This window comes from Mycobacterium sp. NPDC003449, from assembly GCF_053588415.1.
This window is the reverse complement of record NZ_JBSFPX010000019.1, coordinates 1-24,977: the sequence shown is the minus strand read 5'-3', so window position 1 is coordinate 24,977 and position 24,977 is coordinate 1. Positions and strand designations below refer to the sequence as shown.

The following is a 24,977-nucleotide window of genomic DNA, read 5'->3' as shown; positions in this document are numbered from 1 at the left end:
CGTCGGGCGGCGCATCAATGATGTTGCACGGCGATGAACATGCCACCGGCGGCCGTGATCAACACAATGTCGATGAGGTAACCGTAGGTGCCGGGGCGCAATCGTTGCACCATTCGGCGAACGAGGAACGGCCCGATCATCAATGCGGTTCCGATGGCCAGTCCGCGGATGACGATGCCTGTGGTCAAAGCCCCGAGTTGACCGAAGGTGGCCAGTTTGGCGATGTACAGCAGGAGCGCGCTGGCCGCTTCGGAACCGAGGAATGCACCACCGCTCAGTCCATACCCGGTGAAAATCGGCACGCTCAGTGGCCCGGTCGACAGGACCAGACCGGTCAGGAAGCCGACGACCGCACCGGCGATGCCGAGCTGCCACAGACGTACGCGCCATGCCCGCGCGGCGGCGATATGGCGGATCGGAATCGTGGCGAGAAAGAAGACGCCCAATGCACCGTCGACGATCTTGGGTGAGATGGTCAGCAGGGTGTGCGCACCGAGAACGGCAGCCGGCGCACCGGGTAGGGCATATGCGAACACCGAACGCCAACGTATTTGTCGCCACCATGCGGCCACGCGACCGACGTTGGCCAAGACCGCTGCGATACCCATCATCGGCACCGCCTCCCGGGGGCCGTACATCAGCACCAGCACCGGCAGCAGTACCAATGATGAACCGGTGCCGACCAGGCCACCGAGAGCCCCTGCCGCCAAGGCGAGAACGAATACGCTACCGAGAGCCAGCATCCTGTGCCCTTCGCACGTCATAAACTTCCGCGGTCGGTGTTCAGGCAGACGCTTTCGTGTAACCACCGTCGATGTTGTAGGCGACGCCGGTGATCCAGGCGCCATGGTCCGATGCGAGGAAGGCGGCGAGGGCGGCCACTTCCTGCGGCCGGCCGAATCTGCCCATCGGCACATCACGTTTGGCTATACCGTCGAGGACGGCATCGATGGTCGGCGTCATTTCGTCCAGCATGGACTCGGCCATCCGCCGCCAGAGCGGGGTGTCGATGCGCGCGGGGCAGATGCTGTTCACCGTGACGGCAGGCGCCAGTTCAAATGAGAGAGTCTTCGAAAACGCCAGTACTGCCGCTTTTGCCGCGTTGTAGTCGCCGCGGCCCGCCGGTGGCTGGTGGCCGTTGACCGAGGAGATGTTGATGATCCGCCCGTAGTCGCTTTCGAGGAGGTGCGGTATCGCAGCCCGCGAACAGCGGACCGCGCTCATGAGGGAGGTTTCCAGCATGGCGGCCCATTCGGCATCCGCGGTACGCCAGTCATGGCCCATCACCGAGTCGCCGACATTGTTGACGAGGATGTCGATCTTGCCGTAGCGACGGGCGACCGCCTCGGTGAATTCTTCTACCGTTGCCGTACTGCAAAGATCACCTTGAAAGACGAACGGGGCCTCACCCTCGGTCGAGATTTCAGCGGCGGTCTTGTCCAAGGCTTCTCGACCGCGCGCCCCAATCGCCACCCGTGCTCCCAGCTGCGCGAACTCATGTGCGATAGCGCGGCCGATTCCTTTACTACCACCGGCGACGAGGGCGACTCGACCGGTGAGATCGACGTTCAACTGGACTCCTGGCTGTAGGTTGTCGAGAGTGCTGTGTTCTTGACTAGTCAAGTAGAAGGCAGCGTACCCGCACAGGGCCGCCACGGCACGCCTATTGCGGAGTTCGCGTCATGGCACATGCGCTGTTCGAGCGGCTATCGCAGTTCGATCACCAGGTCGACGGCGTCCGGCCGTAGCCAGGTCTCCCCGAACTCGATCACTCGGCCCGACCTGCGATCTTCGAGGATCGCGGAGAGGCGGTGCACCATGGGTGCGCCGCGAAGCTCAAGCTGGGTCGCGATCTCTGCCGGGGCCGGCCGCAATTCGACCTTTGCCCACGCGCGGATCGGTTCGATCCCGTAGTGCTCGGCCAGCACTTCATTCAGTGAGGCCTCGTTCGACAGGCGTGAGCGGAACCGGGGCAGGAGGTCACCTGGCAGGTAACTGGTGGTACACCCGGCGATGAGGCCGTCGATGAATCTACGACGCACCAAAACGAATACCCGCTGCCCTTTGTCGATCTTCAACTGGTCAGCAATGCCCTGCGAGGCGGGACGCTCCCGGATGGAGACGGTGGCGATGCCCGGGGCGCCGCCGGCCGCTCGTACGCTCGCACTCCAACTCGGTGACGAATTCGGGCTGACCACGTAAGGCAGACGGCGTGCGACGAACGTCCCTTTGCCCTGACTGCGTCGAACCACGTACCGGCGCTCAAGCTCCTCCAGGACCGCCTTGGCGGTGAGCCGGTTCATCCCGAATCGCTTGGCGAGTTCGTGTTCCGACGACACCTGCGTCCCAGGTGCCATCGATGCGAACTCGTGCTGGAGCAGATTGGCGATCGATTGATAACGCGGGCCTTCGTCCACCAAGAAGCAACCCGTCCTTTCCGAGCCTCCGCGGTGGGATGTGCGACCCCTACCGCGACCCTGACGCGGTGCTCCGCCGCTACCCCCGCACGTGCTCGGAAAAACTGTACTGCACCAGCGCAGCGGGAGCTCCGGCCGAGCCATCCGCACCCCCGTGGGGCGCAACCATCGCATTGCGACGGACAAACGTATGAGTGCACTTGACTAGTCAAGTCGATGGTGTTTTAGTGGTCTGCAGCCCAGATCACAGAAAGGCCCCCGAGTTGTCCAGCCCCCACTTTTCCGTTGAAGACACCCTCGAAATCCTTCGCGTCGCCGAGCAGAGCCCCTACGAGGACGAGGCGGTGAATCAGCTACAGCACGCGCTGCAAACCGCACAGCAGGCCCGCGATGATCACCGTGACGACGTCATGATCGCGGCGGCCCTTCTGCACGATATCGGCCGTGCACCAGCGGTTCTCAGTCATTACGGGCACGGTGTACATGAGGAGATCGGTGCGGTGTTCTGCGCCGAGCACATCTCGGAGCGGGCGGCATACCTGGTCGGCCAGCATGTGCCAGCCAAACGCTATCTCGTCGCCACGCAGCCGACGTATGCTGACACCCTTAGTCCAGCTTCAGTCAGATCCCTTGCCCGCCAAGGGGGTCCGATGACAGCCGAAGAAGTTGCCGAATTCCGGGCACACAGGTTCCACGAGGATGCAGCGCAGCTGCGCTACTGGGACGACCGGGCGAAAGACTCCACCGCCACCACCGACGATCTGCCGTCCTACAGCGAGGTGTTGCGGCGGGTTTGGATCGACACGTCGCGCTCTGATCGGTTCTGACACTCATGCACGAGTCGACACTCCTATGCGAGCCGCCGCCAATCGATCTCGGCCCGGCACCGACCGCGGTCGTACAGCCTTCGAGCGCTGCATCACTACGAGCCGTCCACGGCGCTTACGCTGCCGGCCTGATCGCGCCTACCGTTATCGGTCACCGCCAGGGAATCGTAAAGCTGGCCACCAAACACAATCTCATCGTTGACAATTGGGTGTTCCACGAAGTCGACGGCGATGAGTCCGCCGCCGATCTAGCGGTCTCGCTGGCAGCAGGTGGCGAGGTGGCGATGATGGTCAAAGGAAACATCAAAACCGACGTCCTGATGCGCGCCGTACTGCAGAACCGACGTGATGCAGGAACCTTGGCCGGCCGGCTCAGCCACATCTTCGCCGTCTACCTGCCAGAAGAGATCTATCACAAGCCCCTCTATATCACCGACGGAGCCATCAACGTCGCACCGTCTCCGGATCTCAAGCGAGTCATCGCCGACAACGCGATCGATTTCGTGCAGTCGATGGGGATCCCACGTCCCAAAGTGGCGGTACTTTCAGCTACTGAAACGGTCAACGTAGCCGTCCCGTCGTCGATAGCTGCGGCGGACGTCGGTGCCCGCATCGCCGATCGTGCGGACGTGTTGGGTCCTGTGGCGCTGGACATCGCACTCTCGGGCGACGCCGCAGCCGTCAAAGGGATTACGTCGCCGGTCGCCGGCGACGCCGACCTGCTGGTCTGCCCAAACATCGAAACCGCGAACGGCGTTGTGAAGATGGCCGCTCGCAACCCTCGAACAGTCATCGCTGGACTTGTGGTGGGCGGGAGCTACCCGATCGCGCTCCCGTCGCGCGGTGATTCTCACCAGTCGCAGCTGGCCTCCTGCGGGCTGGGGCGCAGGTACCTGGCATGGCTCCAACACAACCTGAAACGCCGTTGAACAGCTGCTTTTAACGCCCTGGCCCCCTCCGGCCACCTCGGTGTGGCCGCTGATGACCATCCCCCGAATGGAAGTCTCCTATGGCATTGTCGCCTAATCTCCAGCACACCGGTATCCGGCCTCTTGATCAACTTCGTCGTTGGCGAATCCAGATATTCGCCGTGACATGGCTGGTTTACTTCGCTCTCTATTTCACCCGCCAGGCGTTCTCCACGGCGAAGGTGGGGATTCTCGATGACCCATCGATGTCAGCTATGACCGAGCCGTTGATGGGCGTTCTCGACGCAACCTATCTGGCCGCATACGCGGTCGGACAGTTCGTCTGGGGCACCCTCGCCGACCGGTTCGGTCCGCGCCGCGTCCTGCTGGTCGGCCTGGCGGTATCCGCGGTTTCTGCGACTCTGATGGGGTTCACCACCGCGATCATCGGGTTCGGGCTCCTCATGGTTGCACAAGGCTTGGCGCAGTCTTCGGGCTGGGCGCCCTTGTGCAAGAACATGTCGGCGTTCTTCGCCGTCAGCGAGCGCGGCCGGGTGTTCGGTTGGTGGACCACCAACTATGCACTGGGCGGGCTGGTCGCCGGACCGTTCGCAGGTTGGTGGGCATACAGCGTGTTCCACAACTGGCGGGCAGCATTCATATCAACGGCGGCCGTTGTCGCTCTGATTCTGATGATCACCGCTATCGCACAACGTGATACACCGAAGGCAGTAGGTTTGGGTGACGTCGACATCGACGACTGGGCAGCCCGCCGTAAGGGGCACCCGAATGCGCACGGCGTTGCAGATTCGGTTGAGATTGTCGACGGTCCCGACGAATCGGTCGTCGACGGCGCGAAGCCGGCTGAGGTGGGAATCCTTCGCGGCATCCGTGACTCGTTCCTCGTCGCCGTCCGTGACCGGATGGTCCTGCGACTCGGTCTCGCATACTTCTTGTTGAAGCCGTCGCGCTATGCAATCCTGCTGTGGGGGCCGATAATCGTATTGAAGCGTGCCCCCCAGGTAACAGACCTTGAGGCGGTCATCGTCCCGGTCACCTTCGGCGTTGGCGGTGTGCTGGGCCCGATCCTCATCGGCTGGGCCTCCGACCGCTTGTTCCAGTCGCGACGTATTCCAGCCACCGTCATCAGCGTGGTCATCTTGGCCGTGGCGTCGGCCGCCTTCGTGCCACTCACCTCGACCGGCGACATCGCCATGATCGCAATAATTCTGGGGCTGATCGGTCTGAGCATGTACGCGGCGGACTCCGTCCTCTCCGCAACCGCGGCCGTCGATTTCGGAACGAAGGAGCATGCAGGGGCCGCCGTAGGATTCGTCAACGGATCGGGATCCGTCGGTGCGATCCTCGGCGGACTCATACCCGGGTTTATCGGCCCCGAGGCGTTGTTCTACTCCTTCGCGGCGCTGGCCCTGCTCACTGGTGTGCTGCTGCTCCCGTCATGGCGCCTACGTGCCGCGACCGCATAGGCCGAACGCAGGATGAAGACGTCAGAAAACCCAGCAGTCGCCCTGATCGGTCCGGGGGCGATCGGCACGACCATCGCGGCGGCACTTCACGAGGTCGGGCGCACGCCGACGATCTGCGGCCGTTCGGCGCACGACTGCCTGGTGCTGCGCGACGACGCCGATCGTGTCGTTGTCCCAGGACCCGTGCGGATTGACCCTGCCGAGATAAAGAACACGTTCGACCTGGTATTCGTCGCGGTCAAGTCGACACAAGTTCAGGCGGCCGCGCCGTGGCTGTCCGCACTGTGCGGCGCACACACCGTTGTCTGTGTGCTGCAGAACGGTGTTGAGCAGACATCGCTTGTCGCTCCGTACTCGTCCGGCGGTCCGGTGCTGCCCTCGGTGGTGTGGTTTCCCGCTCAACGCGAATCCGATGGTTCGGTGTGGCTGCGCGGCAAAGCACGCCTGACCCTGCCGGACACCCCAGAGGCAGGCGTGGTGCTCTCGGCTTTACACGGCACCCGATGCTCGGTCGATGTCGCGATGGATTTCACGTCGGTCGCGTGGCGAAAGCTGCTACAGAACGCGGTTGCCGGGCTGATGGTGCTGGCGGGTCGCCGCGCCGGCATGTTCGCCCGCGCCGACATCGCCGAGCTCGCTCTGGCGTACTTGCGGGAATGCCTTGAGGTTGCCCGCGCCGAGGGGGCGACGCTGGGCGACGAAGTACCGCAAGCGATCATCGATGGGTTTCAGAGGTCCCCGGCCGATTTGAGCACCTCCATCCTCGCCGACCGACAGGCCGGCCGTCCCCTCGAATGGGACAGCCGGAACGGGGTCGTACTGCGACGTGGACGTTCTCGCGGCATCCCCACGCCAATCGGCGATCTGGTGGTGCCGCTCTTGGCGGCCGCCAGCGACGGACCCGGCTAGTCGTCGAGCCCGCTGGCTCATCGGCCCTGCAGTTACTCTGGCCAAATGGAACGCCACGACCGCTTCACCTTGCGGGCGGCGCGCGCCGCGGTCGACGGCGTGGCGATCTCCAACTGCTATGTCACGATCCACAACGGCGTCATCGAGGCGGTCGGTCAAGACGCACCGCCAAGGGCGACGGTCATCGACCTCGGGCAGGTCGACCTCCTCCCTGGCCTCGTTGACCTTCACTCCGACGCTCTGAACCCTCGCAGTCAACCGCGCCCCCGAACCCGATTCCCGCTGGACGCGACGCTTCTACAGGTCGACGCCGAAGCCGTGGCAAACGGAGTCACGACCCAATGCCTGTGCCTGACAGTCGACGACGACCTGCAGACCTCGAACGACATTGCCGACCCCAGCGATTGGCTGAATGCCCTCAAGTCGCAGAAAAGGCATCTCCGAGCCGACACGATGCTCCACGTCAGGTTCGAGCTGAGCGCCGAACGATGGTGTTTGAGCCAGGACTTGGCCGACCCGGCTTTCACCAGGATCGTCTCTTACATGAACCACGCTCCCGGTGTCGGCCAATACAGCCGTGACAGTTCGGCGTGGGATCAGGCCAATCTTCGATGCCGCGACGGAAATCCCGTAGATCGCAAGCGATTCGCCACCGCGCGGGCTGGGCGTGCTCGGGATGTGTCGTCCCGACGACAAGAGGCGGCCATGCTCGCGACAGACGCCGGTCTGCGTCTGGCTTCACACGACGACCTCACCCGCCAGGACGTCATCGAGGCGGACCGCGCCGGCGCCTCGATATGTGAATTTCCGTTGACCCTCGAGGCAGCCGTCGAAGCCCAGCGCGCCGGCCTTCACGTCGTGATGGGTGCGCCCAACGCATGGCGCGGTAGCTCGCACCTGTCCTGGCTGTCAGCCCGGGACGCGATAGCGGAAGGTGTCGTAAACGCCCTGGTGTCCGACTATCACCCGGCGTCGCTGATTCACGCGGTCTACGGCCTCGCCGAAGACGGCGACCTTCCGTGGGCGACCGCCGTCAAACTCGTCACCGACGGACCGGCCGTGGTGGGTGGCTTTCCCGACCGGGGCCGGATTGCCGAAGGGTTCGCTGCCGATCTGACCGCTGTCGACATCTCTGCCGGTCTACCGGTCGTGAAGCAGGCCTGGCGCGCCGGCTCACCCTTGATGGGTCTTTGTTGAAGCATCGACGCGCGGTGTGAGGGTCGAAGGCGGAACGCCGCCGCCCCAGGGCTGCGCACCAATAGTTGACACCCGTCAGGTGTGATCGGGGCCACTGCTAAGTTGCCTGTGTGCATCCGACTCAGAACGCCGTTCTCGACCGCCCCGACGATCTGACCTGCGAGTGGCTCACCGCGGCGATCGGCGCGGCTCCCGTCGCCGGATTCAGTTTCGAACGGATCGGCACCGGGCAGATGAGTGAGTGCTACCGGGTGGCGCTCGACTACGCAGCTGGTGCGTCGGGCCCCGCGTCGGTTGTGCTCAAGGTCGCGGCCACCGATCCCAGCAGCCGTCAGACCGGGTTGGCGCTGGGTCTCTACGAACGCGAGGTGCTGTTCTACACCGAGGTGGCACCGGGCCTGGGCGGCCCCATCGCCGCCTGCCATCACGCCGCCTTCGATGCGGACACCGGGGCGTTCGATCTGCTGCTCGGGGACGCCGCGCCCGCGGTTGTCGGGGACGAGATCCGCGGTGCGACAGTCGAACAGGCCGCACTCGCACTCGCCGAGCTGGGGCGGGTGCACGGCCCGATCCTCGGTGACGCGGCGTTGGCGCAGGCGCAGTGGCTCAACCGCGACGCGCCGGTGACCCAGGCGATGATCTCGGGTCTGTATGCCGCGTTCGCCGAGCGGTACGACACCCTGATCACCCCGGAGCACCGCCGGGTGTGCGAACGGCTGGTCGAGAGCTTCGATGCCTATCTGGCCGCCGAGGGCGAACCGGGCCGGCCGCAGGGCCTGGTGCACGGGGACTATCGGCTCGACAACATGCTCTTCGGTGAGCCGGGCGCCGACCGGCCGCTGACCGTGGTGGACTGGCAGACCGTCACCTGGGGTCCGGCGCTGACCGATGCCGCCTACTTCCTGGGTTGTGCGCTGCCGGTTCAGCAGCGCCGTGATCATTACGACACGCTGCTGCGGGCCTATCACGACGCGCTCGGCCCGGACTCGCCGCTGAGCCTGGACCAGGTCCGTGACGGGGTCCGGCGGCAGAGCTTCTTCGGCGTGATGATGGCGATCATCTCCTCGATGCTGGTCGAACGCACCGAGCGCGGCGATCAGATGTTCATGACCATGCTGGACCGGCACTGCAGCCATGTGCTCGACACCGGTGCGCTGGATACCCTTGCGCCGCCGGAGGTTCCGCAGCCGCTGGTGGTCTCACCGGAGGACGAAGGCGCCCACGCCGGCACCGACGAGCCGATGTGGAACGAGAGCTGGTACTTCGACTTCACCGATGCCGCGGCCGGGTTCGGCGGCTGGATTCGTCTCGGGCTGGTGCCCAACCAGGACGCGGCGTGGATCAACGTGATGTTCTGCGGACCGGGCCTGCCGACCATCGCGCTCAACGACTTTCACGCCGCGCCGCCGGCTGAGGTGACCGCGGTCAGCGGGGACGGGATCACCCTCGGCCTGCACGCGATCGAGCCGCTGCGGACCTACCGGGTGGCCGCAGCGGGCACTGGCCAGGCCCATGAGGATCCGGCGGCGCCGCTGCGTGGCGAATCGGGCCGGCCCGTCGACGTCTCGATGGACTTGACGTGGACCACCAGCGGTACGCCGTACCAGTACCGCATCACGCCGCGCTATGAACTGCCGTGCACGGTGTCGGGCACCGTGACGGTGGGGGAGCAGGGCTACGTCGTCGATGCGGTACCAGGGCAGCGCGACCATTCCTGGGGGCTGCGGGACTGGTGGTCGATGGACTGGGTCTGGAGCGCACTGCATCTCGACGACGGCACCCATCTGCACGGGGTCGACATCCGGATCCCCGGGATGCCGCCGATCGGCATCGGCTACGCACAGCGTGAGGGTGAGCCGCTCATCGAGCTGCAATCGGTCACCGCGCAGCAGCGTCTCGGCGAGGGCGATCTACCGGTCGCGACCACGCTGACCCTGCAGCCCGGCGACATCGAGCTCGGCGTCGACATCCAGGGGTACGCGCCGGTGCTGCTGACCGCGCCGGACGGGCGGGTCAGCCAGTTCCCCCGGGCCTGGGCCAGCGTGCGCACCGCCGATGGACGCACCGGCGTGGGCTGGCTGGAATGGAACCGCAACATCACGTGACGCGAAAACGCTTGAGCCGTGCCGTCGCTCCGGATACCAACTCGAGCCTGCTGCGCGGTACGCCGAGATGCGCGGCCAGCAATTTCGTGACGGCATCGTTGGCCTTGCCGTCGACGGCCCGCTCCTGGACGTAGATGGTGAGCGCACCGTCGTCGCCGGTTTCGACCAGCGGGCCTTTGCGGCTGCCGGGCTTGACCTGGACCGTGATTACCATGCGCCGAACGTGAAGAAGTGTGCGAATTTTCGAGCGAAACTCGACATCATGTTCACATTGGGCGACGGAATCAGCGTGCGACCACGACTGAGGAGCCGTGGCCGAACAGGCCCTGGTTGGCCGTCACACCGACCGTCGCGCCCTCGACCTGCCTGCCGGTGGCCTGGCCCTTGAGCTGCCAGGTCAACTCGCACACCTGCGCGATGGCCTGCGCGGGGATGGCCTCGCCGAAGCAGGCCAGCCCGCCCGACGGGTTCACCGGAACGCGGCCGCCGATGGTCGTCGCCCCGGACCGGAGCAGGCCCTCGGCCTCACCTTTCGGGCACAGCCCCAGGTGCTCGTACCAGTCCAGCTCCAGGGCGGTGGACAGGTCGTACACCTCGGCCAGGCTGACATCCTCGGGACCGATCCCGGCCTCGGCATAGGCGGCGTCGAGGATCTGATCCTTGAACACCCGCTCGGGTGCGGCCACCACCGCGGTGGAATCCGTTGCGATGTCCGGCAGTTCGGGCAGGTGCTGCGGGTAGCGCGGGGTCACCGTGGAGATCCCACGCACCGACGGCACCCCCTCTAGCGAGCCCAGATGCTTCTCGGCGAACGACTTCGAAGCCACGATCAGCGCGGCGGCCCCGTCGGAGGTGGCGCAGATGTCGAGCTGGCGCAGCGGATCGGACACCACGGGGCTGGCCAGCACATCCTCGACCGCGGATTCCTTGCGGTAGCGGGCATTCGGGTTCTGCAGGCCGTGCCGGGAATTCTTCACCTTCACCTGGGCGAAGTCCTCGGACGTCGCGCCGTAGAGGTCCATCCGGCGCCGGGCCAGCAGCGCGAAGTACACCGGGTTCATCGCGCCGAGCAGGTGGAAGCGCTGCCAGTCCGGATCGTTCTTGCGCTCCCCGCCGACCGGCGCGAACGCTCCCTTGGGGGTGGTGTCGGCGCCGACCACCAGGGCCACGTCGCAGAACCCGGCCAGGATCTGGGCGCGGGCACTCTGCAGCGCCTGCGAGCCGCTGGCGCACGCCGCGTACGAGGACGACACCGGCACACCGTTCCAGCCAAGCTTCTGGGCGAACGTCGACCCGGCGATGAAGCCCGGATAGCCGTTGCGGATGGTGTCCGCGCCGGCGATGAACTGGATCTGCTGCGCGTTCAGGCCGGCTTCGGCCAGGGCCGCGCGGGCGGCGACCACGCCGTACTCGGTGAAGTCGCGGCCCCATTTGCCCCACGGGTGCATGCCCGCACCGAGGATGTACAGCGGTTCGGGAGTGCTCATGCGATCCTCCAGGCATGCGTGGTGCGCTCGACGCCCTCGTCGTCGGTGTAGAGCGTCATGGTGGTCAGCTCCACCTCCATACCGACCTTGAGGTCCGCGGCCAGCGTGCCGTCGACGACCTTGCCGAGCACGATCAGGCCCTCGTCGGCGAGTTCCACCGCGGCGATCGCGAACGGCTCGAACACCTCGGGAGCCGGATACGGCGCGGGCGGGGGATACCGGTTCTCGGTGTAGCTCCACACCTTGCCGCGGCGGGACAGTGGCACCAGGTCAAGGGTGTCGCTGGCGCAGGCCGGATTCGGGCAGTTGGTCTCCCGCGGCGGGAACACGTAGGTGGCGCACTGGGTGCACTTTCCGCCGATCAGGTGGGTCGCACCGGCGTCGTCGGTGGCGAACCACCCTTCGATCGCGGGTTGCGTGGTTGCTGCTGGCACGTGGCTCAGCCTACCCATCCCGGCCGGAAAACTGAAACGTGTTCCAGTTTGTGTGTTCGTTCCTCGGTGAACAGTGACTTCGACAAGCGAAATCGGGACGATCCGGGCGGGCTGAGTAGCGTAATCAGCGACTACTGATCGGGTTGTGGTGCGGTGTCCAACAGGATCTGCAACACCTCGTCGGTATGGCCGGCGAGCAGGTTGTGCGTGCTGTCCAGCGCGTGTGTGGTCCATGATCGGTCACGTCGGAGTCTGTCGAAGAGTGAGGAGAACGGCGGCTCGCCATCCCACTGGGTGGCATAGACGTAGACGCGCCGCCGGAACCGGGACAAGTTGCCGGTGAGCCGGATCGGCTGCATCAGCGAAGCCAGCGGGTGGGCGCTGGCCCGCTCCTCGAAGAAGCGCAGCGGAGGCACGCCATAGCCGGTGGTGTCGACGTCGGCGTACCAGGCCCGGAGCTCGTCGGTCACCAGCGTCCAGCACGAATCTCCGTCGTCGGGGACGAACGCGTCCAGGTAGATCAGCGAATCCACTTGCTGAGGAACGCGATCCGCCACCGCGGTGATGACCATCCCGCCGTAGCTGTGCCCGACGAGCACCGCGTCGGTCAGCCGATGCGCGGCCAGTTCGGCGAGCACGTCGGCGATGTGGGTTTCCAGATTCACTCCGGCGTGTGCCAGATGGGACCGTTCGGCGACACCGGTCAGCGTCAGTGCCAACACCCGGTGGCCCGCGGCCCGCAGACCTGCCGCCAGTTCGTCGAAATACCAGCCGCCGTGGCAGGCGCCGGGAACGAGAACGAAGGTGGTCATCGGGAACTCCTGTCGGCGAAGGTGTTTCGGCGGTATTCGGCGGTGACCCGGGCCAGGTCGTGCGGGTCGGCGGCGTGCATCTCCCGGTTGGCCCGCACCACGGCGGCCGTCTCGGGGACGCGCCGGGCCTGGTAGCCCTCGAGGCCCGCACCGCAGGCGAGGGCATCGGCGAGGGTGCGGGCGTCGAGGATGGCCTGCGAGCCGCCGTTGGCGCCGACGGGATACATCGGGTGGGCCGCGTCGCCCAATAGGGTGACCTGACCGGTTCCCCAGTGCGGCAACGGGTCCCGGTCGACCATCGGGTATTCGAACACCGTGCCGGAGCGGGCGGCCAGGTCGGCGGTGTCGAGCCAGTCCAGGTGCCAGCCGGACATGTGTGCGGCGACGGCGGCCGGGTCGGCGGGGGTGTTCCAGTTGGCGTCGCCGGGCAGCGCGCCCGGGCCGGCTTCGGTGACCTGCAGTACCCAGTTCACCTGATCGCCGCCGATCGGGTAGGTGACCAGCTCGACGCCGCCGTCGCCTTTGATGATGGCCATGGTGCGGCCGTCCAGGAACGCCGCCATCCGGCTGGCCCCGCGGAACATCCGCACCCCGGACCAGGCCAGTGGATCTGGGCCGGGGTGGACCAGCCGCCGGACCGTCGAGTGCACGCCGTCGGCGCCCACCAGCAGGTCGGCGGTGAATTCGCCGGCCCCGGTCCGCACCCGCACACCGCCTGGGGATTCGGCGAAATCCGCGACCCCCGCTCCGGTGTGGATCGTGTCCGGGCCGATGCGCTCGCGGACGGCGTCGAGCAGCATCATCTGCAGCCTGCCGCGGTGCACCGAACACTGCGGGTAGCCGTAGCCGCCCTCGAGGCCGCGCGGCTCGCGGAACAGCAGCGTGCCCTCGGAGGTGTAGAAGTCGATGACCGCGGGGGTGGCCGAGATCGCCAGCAATTCCTCGCCGAGTCCGAGTTCGTGCAGTTCGCGGACGGCGTGCGGCAGCAGGTTGATGCCGACGCCCAGCGCGGTGAGTCGGCGCGCCGATTCGACGATCGTGACACCCATGCCGCGGGCGTGCAGGCTCAATGCCGCGGTGAGGCCGCCGATGCCGGCCCCGGCGATGACGATATCCATACCTCGAGCCTGCGTGGAGCAGCTGATATAAGTCCAATACCGTCTCAGTACACAAACTATAATCAACCGTTATGGAACTGCGGCAGCTCGAGTACTTCGTGGCCGTCACCGAGGAAGCCAACTTCACCCGCGCCGCAATGCGCGTGCACGTTGCGCAGCCCGCGGTGAGCGCCCAGATCGCCCGTCTGGAACGGGAATTGGGCCAGCCGTTGCTGGACCGGTCCCGACGCGAGGTCCGGCTCACCGCGGCAGGAGAAGCGGCGCTGCCCTATGCGCGTGCCGCGCTCGAGGCGGTGCGCCAGGTGCGGACCGCAGTGGACGAGCTCACCCACCTGGTCCGTGGCTCGGTCACCGTCGGCACCGTCACCGCCCACAACGTCGACATGCCGGAGCTGCTCGCCGGGTATCACCGGGCCTACCCGTCGGTCGAGATCGCGTTATCCACCGACACCGCGGATGCATTGATCGACGGCGTTCGCAGCGGGAGGTACGACGTCGCGATCACATCGGTCGGCTCCGAGGAGATTCCGGACGGACTCGCCGTCGCCACCACGACCGACCAGCCGATCAAAGCGGTGGTGGGCCGTACCGATCCCTGGGCGACGCGGCGGACCGTCGGCCTGGCGGCGCTGGCCGCCCGTCCACTCATCTCGCTGCCCGCGGGCGGCGGCATCCGCAGGCAGTTCGACCGGGCCTGCGCGGCGAAAGGGGTCGTGCCGCACGTGGTGTTCGAGGCGGCCACCCCCGACGCCCTGGCCGACCTCGCCGCGCGCGGGTTGGGTGTGGCGATCGTGCCGGGGTCGGTGGCCGACGAGCGCGCCGACGTCCATGCCATCGCGATCCGCCCCGAACCCCGGGCTCGGCTTGCGCTGGCCTGGCGGGCCACCGGTCCGATCAGCCCGGCCGCGCGATCGCTCATCGACATGGCCGCCGAACTCGTCGGGGGCGGTGCATAGAGTGAAGGCGTGACGGACGCCCAGCCCACGACCAAGCCCACACTGATGCTCCTGGACGGCAACTCCCTGGCGTTCCGCGCGTTCTACGCGCTGCCCGCCGAGAACTTCAAGACCCAGGGTGGGCTGACCACCAACGCCGTCTACGGGTTCACCGCGATGCTGATCAACCTGCTGCGCGATGAACAGCCCAGCCACGTCGCGGCCGCCTTCGACGTGTCCCGCCAGACGTTCCGCAAGGAGAAGTACCCCGAGTACAAGGAGGGGCGTTCGGCCACCCCTGACGAGTTCCGCGGCCAGATCGACATCACCAAGGAGGTGCTCGGCGCGCTCGGCATCACGGTGCTCGCCGAGGCCGGGTTCGAAGCCGACGACATCATCGCGACGCTGGCCACGCAGGCCGAGAACGAGGGCTACCGGGTGCTGGTGGTGACCGGTGATCGTGATTCGTTGCAGCTGGTCAGCGACGACGTCACGGTGCTCTACCCGCGTAAAGGGGTCAGTGAGCTCACCCGGTTCACCCCCGGCGCGGTGCAGGAGAAGTACGGTCTGACGCCCGGGCAGTACCCCGATTTCGCGGCGCTGCGCGGCGATCCGAGCGATAACCTGCCCGGGATTCCCGGGGTGGGGGAGAAGACCGCGACCAAGTGGATCGTCGAGTACGGCTCGCTGCAGGCGCTCGTCGACAACGTCGACAAGGTCAAGGGCAAGGTGGGCGAATCGCTGCGGGCGAATCTGTCCAGCGTGGTGCTCAACCGGGAGCTCACCGACCTGGTCAAGGATGTGCCGCTGGCCCAGACCCCCGACACGCTGCGGATGCAGACCTGGGACCGCGATCAGATCCACCGGCTGTTCGACGACCTGGAGTTCCGGGTACTGCGGGACCGGCTGTTCGAGACGCTGGTCTCGGCCGAACCCGAGGCCGAGCACGGGTTCGATGTGCGCGGGCGGGCGCTGGAGCCCGGTGAGCTCGCGGCCTGGCTGTCCGAGCACAGCCTGGGTAACCGCTTCGGGCTGGCCGTGGTGGGCACCCACCTCGCCTACGACGCCGACGCCACCGCGCTGGCGCTGGTGTCTGCCGACGGCGACGGCCGCTACATCGACACCGCCACCCTGACCCCCGAGGACGAGGCCGCGCTGTCCTCCTGGCTGGCCGATCCCGGCCCGCCCAAGGCGCTGCACGAGGCCAAGCTGGCGATGCACGATCTGACCGGGCGTGGTTGGACGCTGCGCGGCGTCACCTCCGATACCGCGCTGGCCGCCTATCTGGTGCGGCCGGGCCAGCGCAGCTTCGCCCTCGACGACCTGTCGGTGCGTTATCTGCGCCGCGAGTTGCGTGCCGAAACCCCTGAACAGCAACAGCTTTCGTTACTCGACGATTCCGACGGCGTCGACGAGCAGGCCGTGCAGACGGTGATCCTGCGGGCGTGCGCGGTGCTGGACCTGGCCGATGCGCTCGACGAGGAACTGGCCAGGATCGACTCGTCGTCGCTGCTCGGCCGGATGGAGCTGCCGGTGCAGCGGGTGCTCGCCGAGATCGAGCACACCGGGATCGCGGTCGACAGCGCCCGGCTCACCGAGTTGCAGAGCGATTTCGCCGACCAGATCCGCGACGCCGCCGAGGCGGCGTATGCGGTGATCGGCAAGCAGATCAACCTCGGTTCGCCCAAGCAGTTGCAGGTCGTGCTGTTCGACGAACTGGAGATGCCCAAGACCAAGCGCACCAAGACCGGTTACACCACCGACGCCGACGCGTTGCAGTCGTTGTTCGACAAGACCGGGCATCCGTTCCTGCAGCATATGCTGGCCCACCGCGACGCCACCCGGCTCAAGGTGACCGTGGACGGCCTGCTGAATGCGGTGGCCTCCGACGGGCGGATCCACACCACGTTCAACCAGACCATCGCCGCGACCGGCCGGCTGTCGTCGACCGAGCCGAATCTGCAGAACATCCCGATCCGCACCGAGGCGGGCCGCCGGATCCGGGACGCCTTCGTGGTGGGTGAGGGCTACGCCGAGCTGATGACGGCCGACTACAGCCAGATCGAGATGCGCATCATGGCCCATCTGTCCAAGGACGAAGGCCTGATCGAGGCGTTCAACACCGGTGAGGATCTGCATTCTTTCGTGGCATCGCGGGCGTTCGGCGTGCCGATCGACGAGGTGACCCCGGAGCTGCGGCGCCGGGTCAAGGCGATGTCCTACGGGCTCGCCTACGGATTGTCGGCCTACGGCCTGGCCTCACAGCTCAAGATCTCCACCGAAGAGGCCAAGGTGCAGATGGACCAGTACTTCGCCCGGTTCGGCGGGGTGCGCGACTATCTGCGCGATGTCGTCGACCAGGCCCGTAAGGACGGATACACCTCGACGGTGTTCGGGCGCAGGCGGTATCTGCCCGAACTCGACAGCAGCAACCGCAATGTGCGTGAGGCCGCCGAGCGGGCCGCGCTCAACGCCCCCATCCAGGGCAGTGCGGCCGACATCATCAAGGTCGCGATGATCAACGTCGACGAGGCGATCAAGGCGGCCAGGCTGAACTCCCGGATGTTGCTGCAAGTGCACGACGAGCTGCTGTTCGAGGTGGTCGAGGGGGAGCGTGACGCCCTGGAGGCCCTGGTGCGCGAGCATATGGGCGACGCGTACGCGCTGGATGTTCCGCTCGAGGTGTCAGTGGGATACGGCCCCAGCTGGGACAGCGCCGCGCACTGATCCGGCGGCGTTGCCAGCGGCTTCTGTGGCGGTCCGGGTCCTGACCGGATCGGCGATGGTCATCTCGCGCCGGGCGGGCGCGCCTTAGTCGCGCCGCGAAGCCGGAGCCCGGTAGTTGGCCAGCCAGCCGAGGATCGGTGCCTGCGCGCGGGCCGCGACCAGGGCGTGGGTTTCATCGTTCTGCAGGGCGTAGACCCGCTGGTCGCCGAAGCCGCGGTCGATCCGGTCCCGCACGAACGCGAGTTCGACGACCCCCGCCGCGAAGTTGGCGACGGCCCGTCCGGCGGGTCGCCCGCCTGCCCGCGTCGCCTCGGCGATGGCGGCGCGCCGGGTGCGCAACGACCCCAGCCAGGTCGCCTCGTTGGCGGTGATCAGGCCCGCGGCCACCATGCCGGGGAGCTTGCCCGCGACGACGCGCTGTTCGCGGCGCCTGCTGGTCACGGCGAGCACGACCATCAGGGCGAACACCGGCACCATCCACACCGCGTAGACGGCGAAGTACGCCCCGACGCCGAGCAGCGACGAGCCGTTCCACAAGCCGTGCATGAGCACCGCGGCCAGGTAGCCCACCAGGATGGCGCCGGCCCTGGCGAGCCAGCCGCGCCGCCTGAGCGCGAAGTACACCCCGATCGCGGTCATGGTGGTGAACAGGGCATGCGCGAACGGCGCCATGATCAGTCGCATCGCCGCGGTGACCAGCGAACCCGCCAGCGAGTCCGCGCCGGCGATGTACATGATGTCTTCGAGCCAGGCGAAGCCGGTGCCGACCATGCCCGCATAGACCAGGCAGTCGGTGAGGGAGTTGAGTTCGTTGCGGCGCCGTCCGGTCATCATGATGACCAGGAACAGGCCCTTGGCGGCCTCCTCGATCAGCGGCGCCCGGATCGCCATGGAGGCGAATCCGGCCGGCCCCTCCGGGCCGGGCAGCATCAGGGCGTCGGTGAACAACGACAGCACCACCGACAGCAGCACCGCCACCGACGCACCCCACCCGAAGGCCAGCAGCAGCAGCCGCGGCGGCTCGGGCTCCCAGCGGTCCAGCCACAGGTAGGCGCACACCACGCCGGCCATCACGATGCTGGAGAGTACGAACCCGATGACCGCGCCCACCGGGTTGGAGACGGTGATCAGCAGGATCATCAGCCCGGTGAGGACACCGAGGAGGATGATCACCGCCAGCGGCGCGCCGACCTTGCGGGCCGGCCTCGGCAATGACGCCGCCGCGGGAAACCACGGACCGGGCGGCTGAGGCTGCATCGGGGGGTAGGCCACCATCGAAGGGTAGCGGCGGCACACGGCCTTCGGGGGAGGCAGTTTGTCCTGCGTGTACCCGGTCGAGTACCCTCTTTACGTATCTGTGTGCACAGCATGATCGCGCCGCGGATCACAATCGGCGTCCGCGCCGATGCACAACATGAAGCACCAAAGCACAAACTAATTGTCCCTACGAACAAACCTGTCCGGAGCAACCCACCACATGCCAAGTCCCTCCGTCACGTCCCCGCAAGTTGCCGTCAACGACATCGGCTCCGCGGAAGACTTCCTCGCCGCCATCGACAAGACCATCAAGTACTTCAACGATGGCGACATCGTCGAAGGGACCATCGTCAAGGTGGACCGCGACGAGGTCCTGCTCGATATCGGCTACAAGACCGAAGGTGTCATTCCTTCGCGCGAACTCTCCATCAAGCACGATGTCGACCCCAATGAGGTCGTTTCCGTGGGTGATGAGGTCGAGGCCCTCGTTCTCACCAAAGAGGACAAAGAAGGCCGTCTGATCCTGTCCAAGAAGCGCGCTCAGTACGAGCGGGCCTGGGGCACCATCGAAGAGCTCAAGGAGAAGGACGAGGCCGTCAAGGGCACCGTCATCGAGGTCGTCAAGGGCGGCCTGATCCTCGACATCGGCCTGCGCGGCTTCCTGCCGGCATCGCTGGTCGAGATGCGTCGCGTCCGCGATCTGCAGCCGTACATCGGCAAGGAGATCGAGGCCAAGATCATCGAGCTCGACAAGAACCGCAACAACGTGGTGCTGAGCCGTCGGGCCTGGCTGGAGCAGACCCAGTCCGAGGTGCGCAGCGAGTTCCTGAACCAGCTGCAGAAGGGCGCCATCCGCAAGGGTGTGGTCTCCTCGATCGTCAACTTCGGCGCGTTCGTCGATCTCGGCGGGGTCGACGGCCTGGTGCACGTCTCCGAGCTGTCCTGGAAGCACATCGACCACCCGTCCGAGGTGGTTCAGGTGGGCGACGAGGTCACCGTCGAGGTGCTCGACGTCGACATGGACCGCGAGCGGGTTTCGCTGTCGCTCAAGGCGACTCAGGAAGACCCGTGGCGTCACTTCGCCCGCACCCACGCGATCGGCCAGATCGTGCCTGGCAAGGTCACCAAGCTGGTGCCGTTCGGTGCGTTCGTCCGCGTCGAGGAGGGCATCGAGGGTCTGGTGCACATCTCGGAGCTGTCCGAGCGCCACGTCGAGGTCCCGGATCAGGTGGTCCAGGTCGGCGACGACGCGATGGTCAAGGTCATCGACATCGACCTGGAGCGTCGCCGGATCTCGCTGAGCCTCAAGCAGGCCAACGAGGACTACACCGACGAGTTCGACCCGTCGAAGTACGGCATGGCCGACAGCTACGACGAGGCGGGCAACTACATCTTCCCCGAGGGCTTCGACGCCGAGACCAACGAGTGGCTCGAAGGTTTCGACACGCAGCGTGAGGAGTGGGAGGCCCGCTACGCCGAGGCCGAGCGCCGGCACAAGATGCACACCGCGCAGATGGAGAAGTTCGCCGCCGCCGAGGCGGAGGCCGCCAACGCGCCGGTGTCCAACGGGTCCTCGCGTTCGGAGGAGTCGTCGGGCGGCACGCTGGCCAGCGATGCGCAGCTCGCCGCTCTGCGGGAGAAGCTCGCCGGCAGCGCCTAGTCGGCGCGTCTGGACCACGAGCTGGTCAAGTCATTGAAACCGCGCAGGAAGTTCACCGACTTCCTGCGCGGTTTCTCTTTTCATCTGACGACCGAGGAGTGCGGACATGCTGCGCATTGGATTGACCGGCGGCATCGGAGCCGGTAAGTCGACCGTATCGGCGACGTTCGCCGAATGCGGCGGCATCATCGTCGACGGCGATGTCATCGCCAGGCAGGTGGTCGAGCCGGGTACCGAGGGGCTGGCCCGGCTGGTGGAGGCCTTCGGCGAGGAGATCCTGCTGCCCGACGGGGCTTTGGACCGGCCGGCGCTGGCGGCCGTGGCGTTCAGCGACGACGAGAAGCGGGCCACGCTGAACGGCATCGTGCACCCGATGGTGGCGACGCGGCGGGCCGAGCTGATCGAGGCGGCTCCGGCGGATGCCGTGATCGTCGAGGATATTCCGCTGCTCGTCGAATCCCAGATGGCACCGCTGTTTCCGTTGGTCGTCGTGGTGCACGCCGACGAGCAGACCCGGCTGGCCCGGCTCGTTGAGCAGCGTGGCATGTCCGAGGCCGACGCCAGGGCCAGGGTCGCCGCGCAGGCCACCGAACAGCAGCGCCGGGAGGTGGCCGACGTCTGGCTGGTCAATTCCGGCACCCAGGAAGACCTGGCCGAACGTGCGAAACAGTTGTGGTTCAACCGGATTCTGCCGTTCGCGCGCAACGTCCAGACCGGGGAGCCGGTCGCGGCGCCGCTGCAGCCGGTGCCGTTCGACGCCGGCTGGGCCGGCCAGGCGCGCCGGATCGTGGCCCGGCTGCAGACCGCGGGCGGTCACCGGATCGTCCGGGTCGACCATGTCGGCCCGACGACGGTGCCCGGCGCCGACGCGCCCGACGTCATCGACGTTCAGGTGACCGTCGAATCGCTCGATGTGGCAGACGATCTCGCCGACGATCTGCGTGCGATCGGATACCTTCCGCTCGCCGACGGCGTGGACGCGGTCGAATCGGATGCCCGCAGCACGGTCGCCGAGTTCGACCACTCCGACGATGCGGCCCTGTGGCGCAGCCGGTTACACGCATCGGCGGATCCGGGCAGGCCCACCAATGTCCATCTGCGGGTGGCCGGTTGGCCCAACCAGCAGTATGCGCTGCTGTTCACCGACTGGCGACGGGCCAATCCCGGGGCCGACATCACCGACGCGTACCGGAGCGCGTGGGAGTGGGCCGACGCCACGGACTGGCGGCCCTGACCTCCGGATCGCGGTAGTCTGCGGGCATCAGAAGGGGGACTGATATGTCTGCGACGAAGTCGGCGTTGAGTCCGGTCCGGCAGATCGCGGCCCATGAGCTGGTGGTCGACCAGATGCGGCGGGCCTTGGAATTGGGGCAGTTTCGGATCGGCGACCGGTTGCCGACCGAACGAGAACTCGCCGACCTGCTCGATGTGTCGCGGACGACCGTCCGGACCGCGGTCGCGGTGCTGGAGCGGGAGGGGCTGATCGCGGTGCGTCGCGGGCGCGGCGGTGGCTACACCGTGCGGGCGCCCGAATACGATCCGGTGCAGATGCGGCACGATCTGCGGCGCAACACCAGGGTCATTCGAGAGGCCTTCGAATACCGCCTCGTCGTGGAGACCGGTGCCGCCCGGATGGCCGCCGAGCGGCGCCGCGCGACCGACCTGGCGGATTTGCGCAAACTACTGGCCGGAATGGAGGTGGCGCTGCGCCGGGCGCTGGACGAGGAGTCGGCGCGGCGCACCAACGAGTTTCACACCCTCGATTCGGCCTTTCACCTGCGGATCGCCCAGGCGGCGCGAAACGACCGGCTGCTGGACGCGGTCGCCGACTCGCGCAGGCGCACCTGGCCGCCCGTCACGGCGGTCTTCGGGCGGCTGGAGCCCGGCGCCAACGCCGACCACCAGGAGATCCTGGCCGCGATCGAGGAGCGCGAACCCGAGCTGGCCGCCGACCGAATGGCGTTGCACATCAACGACACCCGCCGAACCGTCGAGTCCCTGCTGCGCTGGAACGATTAGGCCACCGGTACGGCGGGTGGTGCGGGCGGCGGTCCGGCATCTGCCGGCGGCACGGCCCCGCCGTCGGCGGGGGCGACCGCGCCGCCCAGCGCGGTGTTGTTCACGCTCGCGCCGCAGGGCAGGATGCCGTAGCCCGGATCGTCGCGCGGCCGGAAGAGTCGCGGCGCGACGAAGGTGTCGGCCTGGGCGACGATCTGGTCGTCGACGAGGACCTCACAGTGCAGATTGGCCGAGTACGGCCAGTCGATGCGCACCGCCATGCCGGCCTGCTGCGGGTCAGTGACCACCCCGGTGGTCTCGAATGTGCGGCCCGGCAGCATCGTGGGGTCGGCGGTGTTGATCTGGGCGTCGTCGATCTTGTAGGTGATCGTCGCGTTGCGGGAGACCCCGTCGATCCTGGCCCGGTAGGTGACGTTGTGCAGTTGCTGGTCCGGCTGGGCCTCGAGCTGCGGCTGTGGCTGCGGCGGTACCTCGGGGTCAGCCAGCGCCGTCGCGGGAGTCAACTGCGCGCCGGTAAGCAGTGCTGCCAGCAGGCCAGCCGCTCCCCATGCGTACTTAGTCTGGCTCATGAAGGCCGACCATACGCGCCTCGCCACGTGAGGGCCATGTCGTTGCCGGCGAGCCAGCGATCGAGGTCGTAGCCGTTGCCGGCGAGGCCGTCGATCGCCCCGGCCGCGGTCCGCATGGCGGTCTCGCCGGTCTCGGGTGTCAGCAGGCCGTGCCGGACCGCGGTCAACAGCTCGTCCACATCGCGCAGTTCGACCCCGCGCCCGGTGCGAACCACCAGGTCAAGGTAGTGGTCCTCGGAATGCCACACGGTCGGCGCCGCGGTGAACGCGCCGACGTCGAGGTAGAAGTCCTGGTCACGTTCGTGGCCAGGGTTGAAATGGAAGACGCTGGCCCGCAGGCTCAGCGACGGCAGCAGCCAGGATTCCAGGTAGTGGAACTGGGCCCGGCCGGGGGTGGGCCGCGCCATGTAGAGGCCCCACGGTTGAACCGTGTAGACGTCGACGGCCCGCACGATCCCCTTCGGATCCGTGTTCGTGCGGGTGACCAGGTCGAATGTCTCGTGTTTGGGCGGGTGGATGGGGTCAGCCTACGCGTTGGGAGAACACTTGCGGCAGTTGTCGGTGCCCGGTTCTACCCTGGTGAACATGGCTTTCGCGACCGAACATCCCGTGCTCGCGCATTCGGAGTATCGGGCTGTCGACGACATCGTCCGTACCGGCGGCCGGATCGAGGTGGTCAGCCAGTACGAACCGGCCGGTGACCAGCCCACCGCGATCGACGAGCTGGAACGCCGGATCAACGCGGGGGAGCGTGACGTGGTGCTGCTCGGCGCCACCGGAACCGGGAAATCGGCGACCACGGCCTGGTTGATCGAGCGGCTGCAGCGGCCCGCCCTGGTGATGGCGCCGAACAAGACGCTGGCCGCCCAGCTGGCAAATGAACTGCGGGAGATGTTGCCGCACAACGCGGTCGAATACTTCGTCTCGTACTACGACTATTACCAGCCCGAGGCCTACATCGCCCAGACCGACACCTATATCGAGAAGGACAGCTCGATCAACGACGATGTCGAGCGGCTGCGGCACTCGGCGACCTCGAGTCTGCTGTCCCGGCGTGACGTGGTCGTGGTGGCCTCGGTGTCGTGCATCTACGGCCTGGGCACACCGCAGTCCTATCTGGACCGCTCGGTGGAGCTGCAGGTGGGCCAGGAAGTACCACGGGACGGATTGCTGAGGTTGCTGGTAGACGTCCAGTACAACCGCAACGACATGGCCTTCACCCGCGGCTCGTTCCGGGTGCGCGGGGACACCGTCGAGATCATCCCGTCCTATGAGGAACTGGCGGTCCGCATCGAATTCTTCGGTGACGAGATCGAGGCGCTGTACTACCTGCACCCGCTGACCGGCGACATCGTCCGCAAGGTCGACTCGCTTCGGATCTTTCCGGCCACCCACTATGTGGCCGGGCCCGAGCGGATGGCCCACGCCATCTCGACGATCGAGCAGGAGCTCGAGGAGCGGCTGGCCGAATTGGAGGGGCAGGGCAAACTGCTGGAGGCCCAGCGGTTGCGGATGCGCACCAACTACGACGTCGAGATGATGAAGCAGGTCGGGTTCTGCTCGGGCATCGAGAACTATTCGCGGCACATCGACGGCAGGCCCGCGGGGTCGGCGCCTGCGACGCTGCTGGACTACTTCCCGGAGGACTTTCTGCTCGTCATCGACGAGTCGCACGTCACCGTGCCGCAGATCGGCGGCATGTACGAGGGCGATATGTCCCGGAAGCGCAATCTGGTGGACTTCGGCTTCCGGTTGCCCTCGGCCGTCGACAACCGCCCGCTGACCTGGGAGGAGTTCGCCGACCGGATCGGTCAGACGGTGTACCTGTCGGCCACCCCCGGTCGCTACGAGCTGAGCCAGACCTCGGGCGAGGTCGTCGAACAGGTGATCCGGCCGACCGGCCTGGTCGACCCGAAGATCGTGGTGAAGCCGACGAAGGGACAGATCGACGATCTGATCGGTGAGATCCGCCGGCGGGCCGAGGCCGACGAGCGGGTACTGGTGACGACCCTGACCAAGAAGATGGCCGAGGATCTCACCGACTACCTGTTGGAGCTCGGCATCAAGGTGCGCTACCTGCACTCCGAGGTCGACCCGGCGCAGCGTGTC

The 24,977-nt window shown here is 66.9% G+C and carries 23 protein-coding genes; 12 read left to right on the top strand and 11 right to left on the bottom strand.

Annotation, left to right across the window (positions count from 1 at the left end):
- Positions 1-14 precede the first annotated feature (14 nt).
- The 3 genes from ACWDTP_RS08155 to ACWDTP_RS08145 all read right to left on the bottom strand — a co-directional run bounded on the left by ACWDTP_RS08155 (position 15) and on the right by ACWDTP_RS08145 (position 2,417).
- Positions 15-743, bottom strand: a complete 729-nt coding sequence (locus tag ACWDTP_RS08155) for a sulfite exporter TauE/SafE family protein (RefSeq protein WP_450018369.1) — start codon at positions 741-743, stop codon at positions 15-17.
- A 40-nt stretch (positions 744-783) separates the two neighbouring features.
- On the bottom strand, positions 784-1,572 hold the full coding sequence (locus ACWDTP_RS08150) for an SDR family NAD(P)-dependent oxidoreductase (protein ID WP_450018367.1): 789 nt from the start codon (positions 1,570-1,572) through the stop codon (positions 784-786).
- A 134-nt stretch (positions 1,573-1,706) separates the two neighbouring features.
- Positions 1,707-2,417, bottom strand: a complete 711-nt coding sequence (locus ACWDTP_RS08145; protein WP_450018365.1) for a GntR family transcriptional regulator — start codon at positions 2,415-2,417, stop codon at positions 1,707-1,709.
- Between the two features lie 263 nt (positions 2,418-2,680).
- Here ACWDTP_RS08145 and ACWDTP_RS08140 point away from each other — a divergent pair, with 263 nt between their 5' ends.
- The 6 genes from ACWDTP_RS08140 (at position 2,681) to ACWDTP_RS08115 (ending at position 9,850) form a co-directional block, all read left to right on the top strand.
- Positions 2,681-3,244 carry an HD domain-containing protein gene (locus ACWDTP_RS08140; RefSeq protein ID WP_450018363.1) on the top strand — a complete coding sequence of 188 codons (564 nt, stop codon included), beginning with the start codon at positions 2,681-2,683 and terminating at the stop codon, positions 3,242-3,244.
- Positions 3,245-3,249: 5 nt separating this feature from the next.
- Positions 3,250-4,173 carry a phosphate acyltransferase gene (locus tag ACWDTP_RS08135; protein ID WP_450018362.1) on the top strand — a complete coding sequence of 308 codons (924 nt, stop codon included), beginning with the start codon at positions 3,250-3,252 and terminating at the stop codon, positions 4,171-4,173.
- Between the two features lie 161 nt (positions 4,174-4,334).
- Positions 4,335-5,639, top strand: coding sequence for an MFS transporter (locus ACWDTP_RS08130; RefSeq protein WP_450018360.1), 1,305 nt, complete (start codon positions 4,335-4,337; stop codon positions 5,637-5,639).
- Between the two features lie 12 nt (positions 5,640-5,651).
- Positions 5,652-6,548: an oxidoreductase gene (locus ACWDTP_RS08125; RefSeq protein ID WP_450018358.1), complete on the top strand. Its 897-nt coding sequence runs from the start codon at positions 5,652-5,654 to the stop codon at positions 6,546-6,548.
- Between the two features lie 45 nt (positions 6,549-6,593).
- Positions 6,594-7,745, top strand: coding sequence for an alpha-D-ribose 1-methylphosphonate 5-triphosphate diphosphatase (locus ACWDTP_RS08120; RefSeq protein ID WP_450018356.1), 1,152 nt, complete (start codon positions 6,594-6,596; stop codon positions 7,743-7,745).
- A 110-nt stretch (positions 7,746-7,855) separates the two neighbouring features.
- Positions 7,856-9,850, top strand: a complete 1,995-nt coding sequence (locus tag ACWDTP_RS08115; RefSeq protein WP_450018354.1) for a DUF7064 domain-containing protein — start codon at positions 7,856-7,858, stop codon at positions 9,848-9,850.
- Here ACWDTP_RS08115 and ACWDTP_RS08110 read toward each other — a convergent pair.
- From ACWDTP_RS08110 to ACWDTP_RS08090, 5 genes are all read right to left on the bottom strand, one after another.
- Positions 9,843-10,064, bottom strand: coding sequence for a DUF167 domain-containing protein (locus ACWDTP_RS08110; RefSeq protein ID WP_450018352.1), 222 nt, complete (start codon positions 10,062-10,064; stop codon positions 9,843-9,845). The two genes, ACWDTP_RS08115 and ACWDTP_RS08110, sit on opposite strands and share 8 nt — an antisense overlap.
- A gap of 70 nt (positions 10,065-10,134) precedes the next feature.
- Positions 10,135-11,337 (bottom strand): lipid-transfer protein, encoded by a 1,203-nt coding sequence (locus ACWDTP_RS08105; RefSeq protein WP_450018350.1) that lies wholly within the window; start codon positions 11,335-11,337, stop codon positions 10,135-10,137.
- The gene (locus ACWDTP_RS08100) at positions 11,334-11,771 is read right to left on the bottom strand and encodes a Zn-ribbon domain-containing OB-fold protein (protein WP_450018348.1); all 438 of its coding nucleotides are present in this window, start codon (positions 11,769-11,771) and stop codon (positions 11,334-11,336) included. The genes ACWDTP_RS08105 and ACWDTP_RS08100 overlap by 4 nt, the downstream gene beginning before the upstream one ends.
- Positions 11,772-11,902: 131 nt before the next feature.
- Positions 11,903-12,583, bottom strand: a complete 681-nt coding sequence (locus ACWDTP_RS08095) for an alpha/beta fold hydrolase (RefSeq protein ID WP_450018346.1) — start codon at positions 12,581-12,583, stop codon at positions 11,903-11,905.
- On the bottom strand, positions 12,580-13,701 hold the full coding sequence (locus ACWDTP_RS08090) for an FAD-dependent monooxygenase (protein ID WP_450018344.1): 1,122 nt from the start codon (positions 13,699-13,701) through the stop codon (positions 12,580-12,582). The genes ACWDTP_RS08095 and ACWDTP_RS08090 overlap by 4 nt, the downstream gene beginning before the upstream one ends.
- Before the next feature lie 71 nt (positions 13,702-13,772).
- Here ACWDTP_RS08090 and ACWDTP_RS08085 point away from each other — a divergent pair, with 71 nt between their 5' ends.
- Complete coding sequence (locus ACWDTP_RS08085; protein WP_450018343.1) at positions 13,773-14,657, top strand: LysR family transcriptional regulator; 885 nt, start codon at positions 13,773-13,775, stop codon at positions 14,655-14,657.
- A gap of 45 nt (positions 14,658-14,702) precedes the next feature.
- Positions 14,703-17,363 carry a DNA polymerase I gene (polA, locus tag ACWDTP_RS08080; protein WP_450018432.1) on the top strand — a complete coding sequence of 887 codons (2,661 nt, stop codon included), beginning with the start codon at positions 14,703-14,705 and terminating at the stop codon, positions 17,361-17,363.
- Between the two features lie 84 nt (positions 17,364-17,447).
- Here polA and ACWDTP_RS08075 read toward each other — a convergent pair whose 3' ends face one another.
- Positions 17,448-18,638 (bottom strand): PrsW family intramembrane metalloprotease, encoded by a 1,191-nt coding sequence (locus ACWDTP_RS08075; protein ID WP_450018341.1) that lies wholly within the window; start codon positions 18,636-18,638, stop codon positions 17,448-17,450.
- A 202-nt stretch (positions 18,639-18,840) separates the two neighbouring features.
- On the opposite strand from ACWDTP_RS08075, the gene rpsA reads away from it, so the two are divergent.
- The 3 genes from rpsA (at position 18,841) to ACWDTP_RS08060 (ending at position 22,299) form a co-directional block, all read left to right on the top strand.
- Entirely contained in the window at positions 18,841-20,280 is a 1,440-nt protein-coding gene (gene rpsA, locus ACWDTP_RS08070; protein WP_450018339.1) for a 30S ribosomal protein S1, read from the top strand.
- A gap of 106 nt (positions 20,281-20,386) precedes the next feature.
- The gene (coaE, locus tag ACWDTP_RS08065; RefSeq protein ID WP_450018337.1) at positions 20,387-21,514 is read left to right on the top strand and encodes a dephospho-CoA kinase; all 1,128 of its coding nucleotides are present in this window, start codon (positions 20,387-20,389) and stop codon (positions 21,512-21,514) included.
- Between the two features lie 44 nt (positions 21,515-21,558).
- Positions 21,559-22,299 carry a FadR/GntR family transcriptional regulator gene (locus ACWDTP_RS08060; protein WP_450018335.1) on the top strand — a complete coding sequence of 247 codons (741 nt, stop codon included), beginning with the start codon at positions 21,559-21,561 and terminating at the stop codon, positions 22,297-22,299.
- On the opposite strand, the gene ACWDTP_RS08055 is transcribed toward ACWDTP_RS08060, so the two are convergent.
- Together ACWDTP_RS08055 and ACWDTP_RS08050 are read right to left on the bottom strand one after the other, a co-directional pair.
- A complete protein-coding gene (locus ACWDTP_RS08055) occupies positions 22,296-22,868 on the bottom strand; it encodes a hypothetical protein (RefSeq protein WP_450018333.1) in 573 nt (190 codons plus the stop codon). The genes ACWDTP_RS08060 and ACWDTP_RS08055 overlap by 4 nt on opposite strands.
- Positions 22,865-23,386, bottom strand: coding sequence for a DUF402 domain-containing protein (locus ACWDTP_RS08050; RefSeq protein WP_450018430.1), 522 nt, complete (start codon positions 23,384-23,386; stop codon positions 22,865-22,867). The genes ACWDTP_RS08055 and ACWDTP_RS08050 overlap by 4 nt, the downstream gene beginning before the upstream one ends.
- Before the next feature lie 67 nt (positions 23,387-23,453).
- Here ACWDTP_RS08050 and uvrB point away from each other — a divergent pair.
- Positions 23,454-24,977, top strand: a 1,524-nt coding sequence (gene uvrB, locus ACWDTP_RS08045) for an excinuclease ABC subunit UvrB (protein ID WP_450018331.1), incomplete at its 3' end; no start/stop codon positions are given.

Coding starts and splice junctions, on each gene's coding strand:
- ACWDTP_RS08155 (WP_450018369.1), bottom strand. CDS start 743: ATGCTGGCTCTCGGTAGCGTATTCGTTCTCGCCTTGGCGGCAGGGGCT.
- ACWDTP_RS08135 (WP_450018362.1), top strand. CDS start 3,250: ATGCACGAGTCGACACTCCTATGCGAGCCGCCGCCAATCGATCTCGGC.
- ACWDTP_RS08125 (WP_450018358.1), top strand. CDS start 5,652: ATGAAGACGTCAGAAAACCCAGCAGTCGCCCTGATCGGTCCGGGGGCG.
- ACWDTP_RS08120 (WP_450018356.1), top strand. CDS start 6,594: ATGGAACGCCACGACCGCTTCACCTTGCGGGCGGCGCGCGCCGCGGTC.
- ACWDTP_RS08110 (WP_450018352.1), bottom strand. CDS start 10,064: ATGGTAATCACGGTCCAGGTCAAGCCCGGCAGCCGCAAAGGCCCGCTG.
- ACWDTP_RS08105 (WP_450018350.1), bottom strand. CDS start 11,337: ATGAGCACTCCCGAACCGCTGTACATCCTCGGTGCGGGCATGCACCCG.
- ACWDTP_RS08095 (WP_450018346.1), bottom strand. CDS start 12,583: ATGACCACCTTCGTTCTCGTTCCCGGCGCCTGCCACGGCGGCTGGTAT.
- ACWDTP_RS08090 (WP_450018344.1), bottom strand. CDS start 13,701: ATGGATATCGTCATCGCCGGGGCCGGCATCGGCGGCCTCACCGCGGCA.
- ACWDTP_RS08085 (WP_450018343.1), top strand. CDS start 13,773: ATGGAACTGCGGCAGCTCGAGTACTTCGTGGCCGTCACCGAGGAAGCC.
- polA (WP_450018432.1), top strand. CDS start 14,703: ATGCTCCTGGACGGCAACTCCCTGGCGTTCCGCGCGTTCTACGCGCTG.
- ACWDTP_RS08075 (WP_450018341.1), bottom strand. CDS start 18,638: ATGGTGGCCTACCCCCCGATGCAGCCTCAGCCGCCCGGTCCGTGGTTT.
- rpsA (WP_450018339.1), top strand. CDS start 18,841: ATGCCAAGTCCCTCCGTCACGTCCCCGCAAGTTGCCGTCAACGACATC.
- coaE (WP_450018337.1), top strand. CDS start 20,387: ATGCTGCGCATTGGATTGACCGGCGGCATCGGAGCCGGTAAGTCGACC.
- ACWDTP_RS08060 (WP_450018335.1), top strand. CDS start 21,559: ATGTCTGCGACGAAGTCGGCGTTGAGTCCGGTCCGGCAGATCGCGGCC.
- ACWDTP_RS08055 (WP_450018333.1), bottom strand. CDS start 22,868: ATGAGCCAGACTAAGTACGCATGGGGAGCGGCTGGCCTGCTGGCAGCA.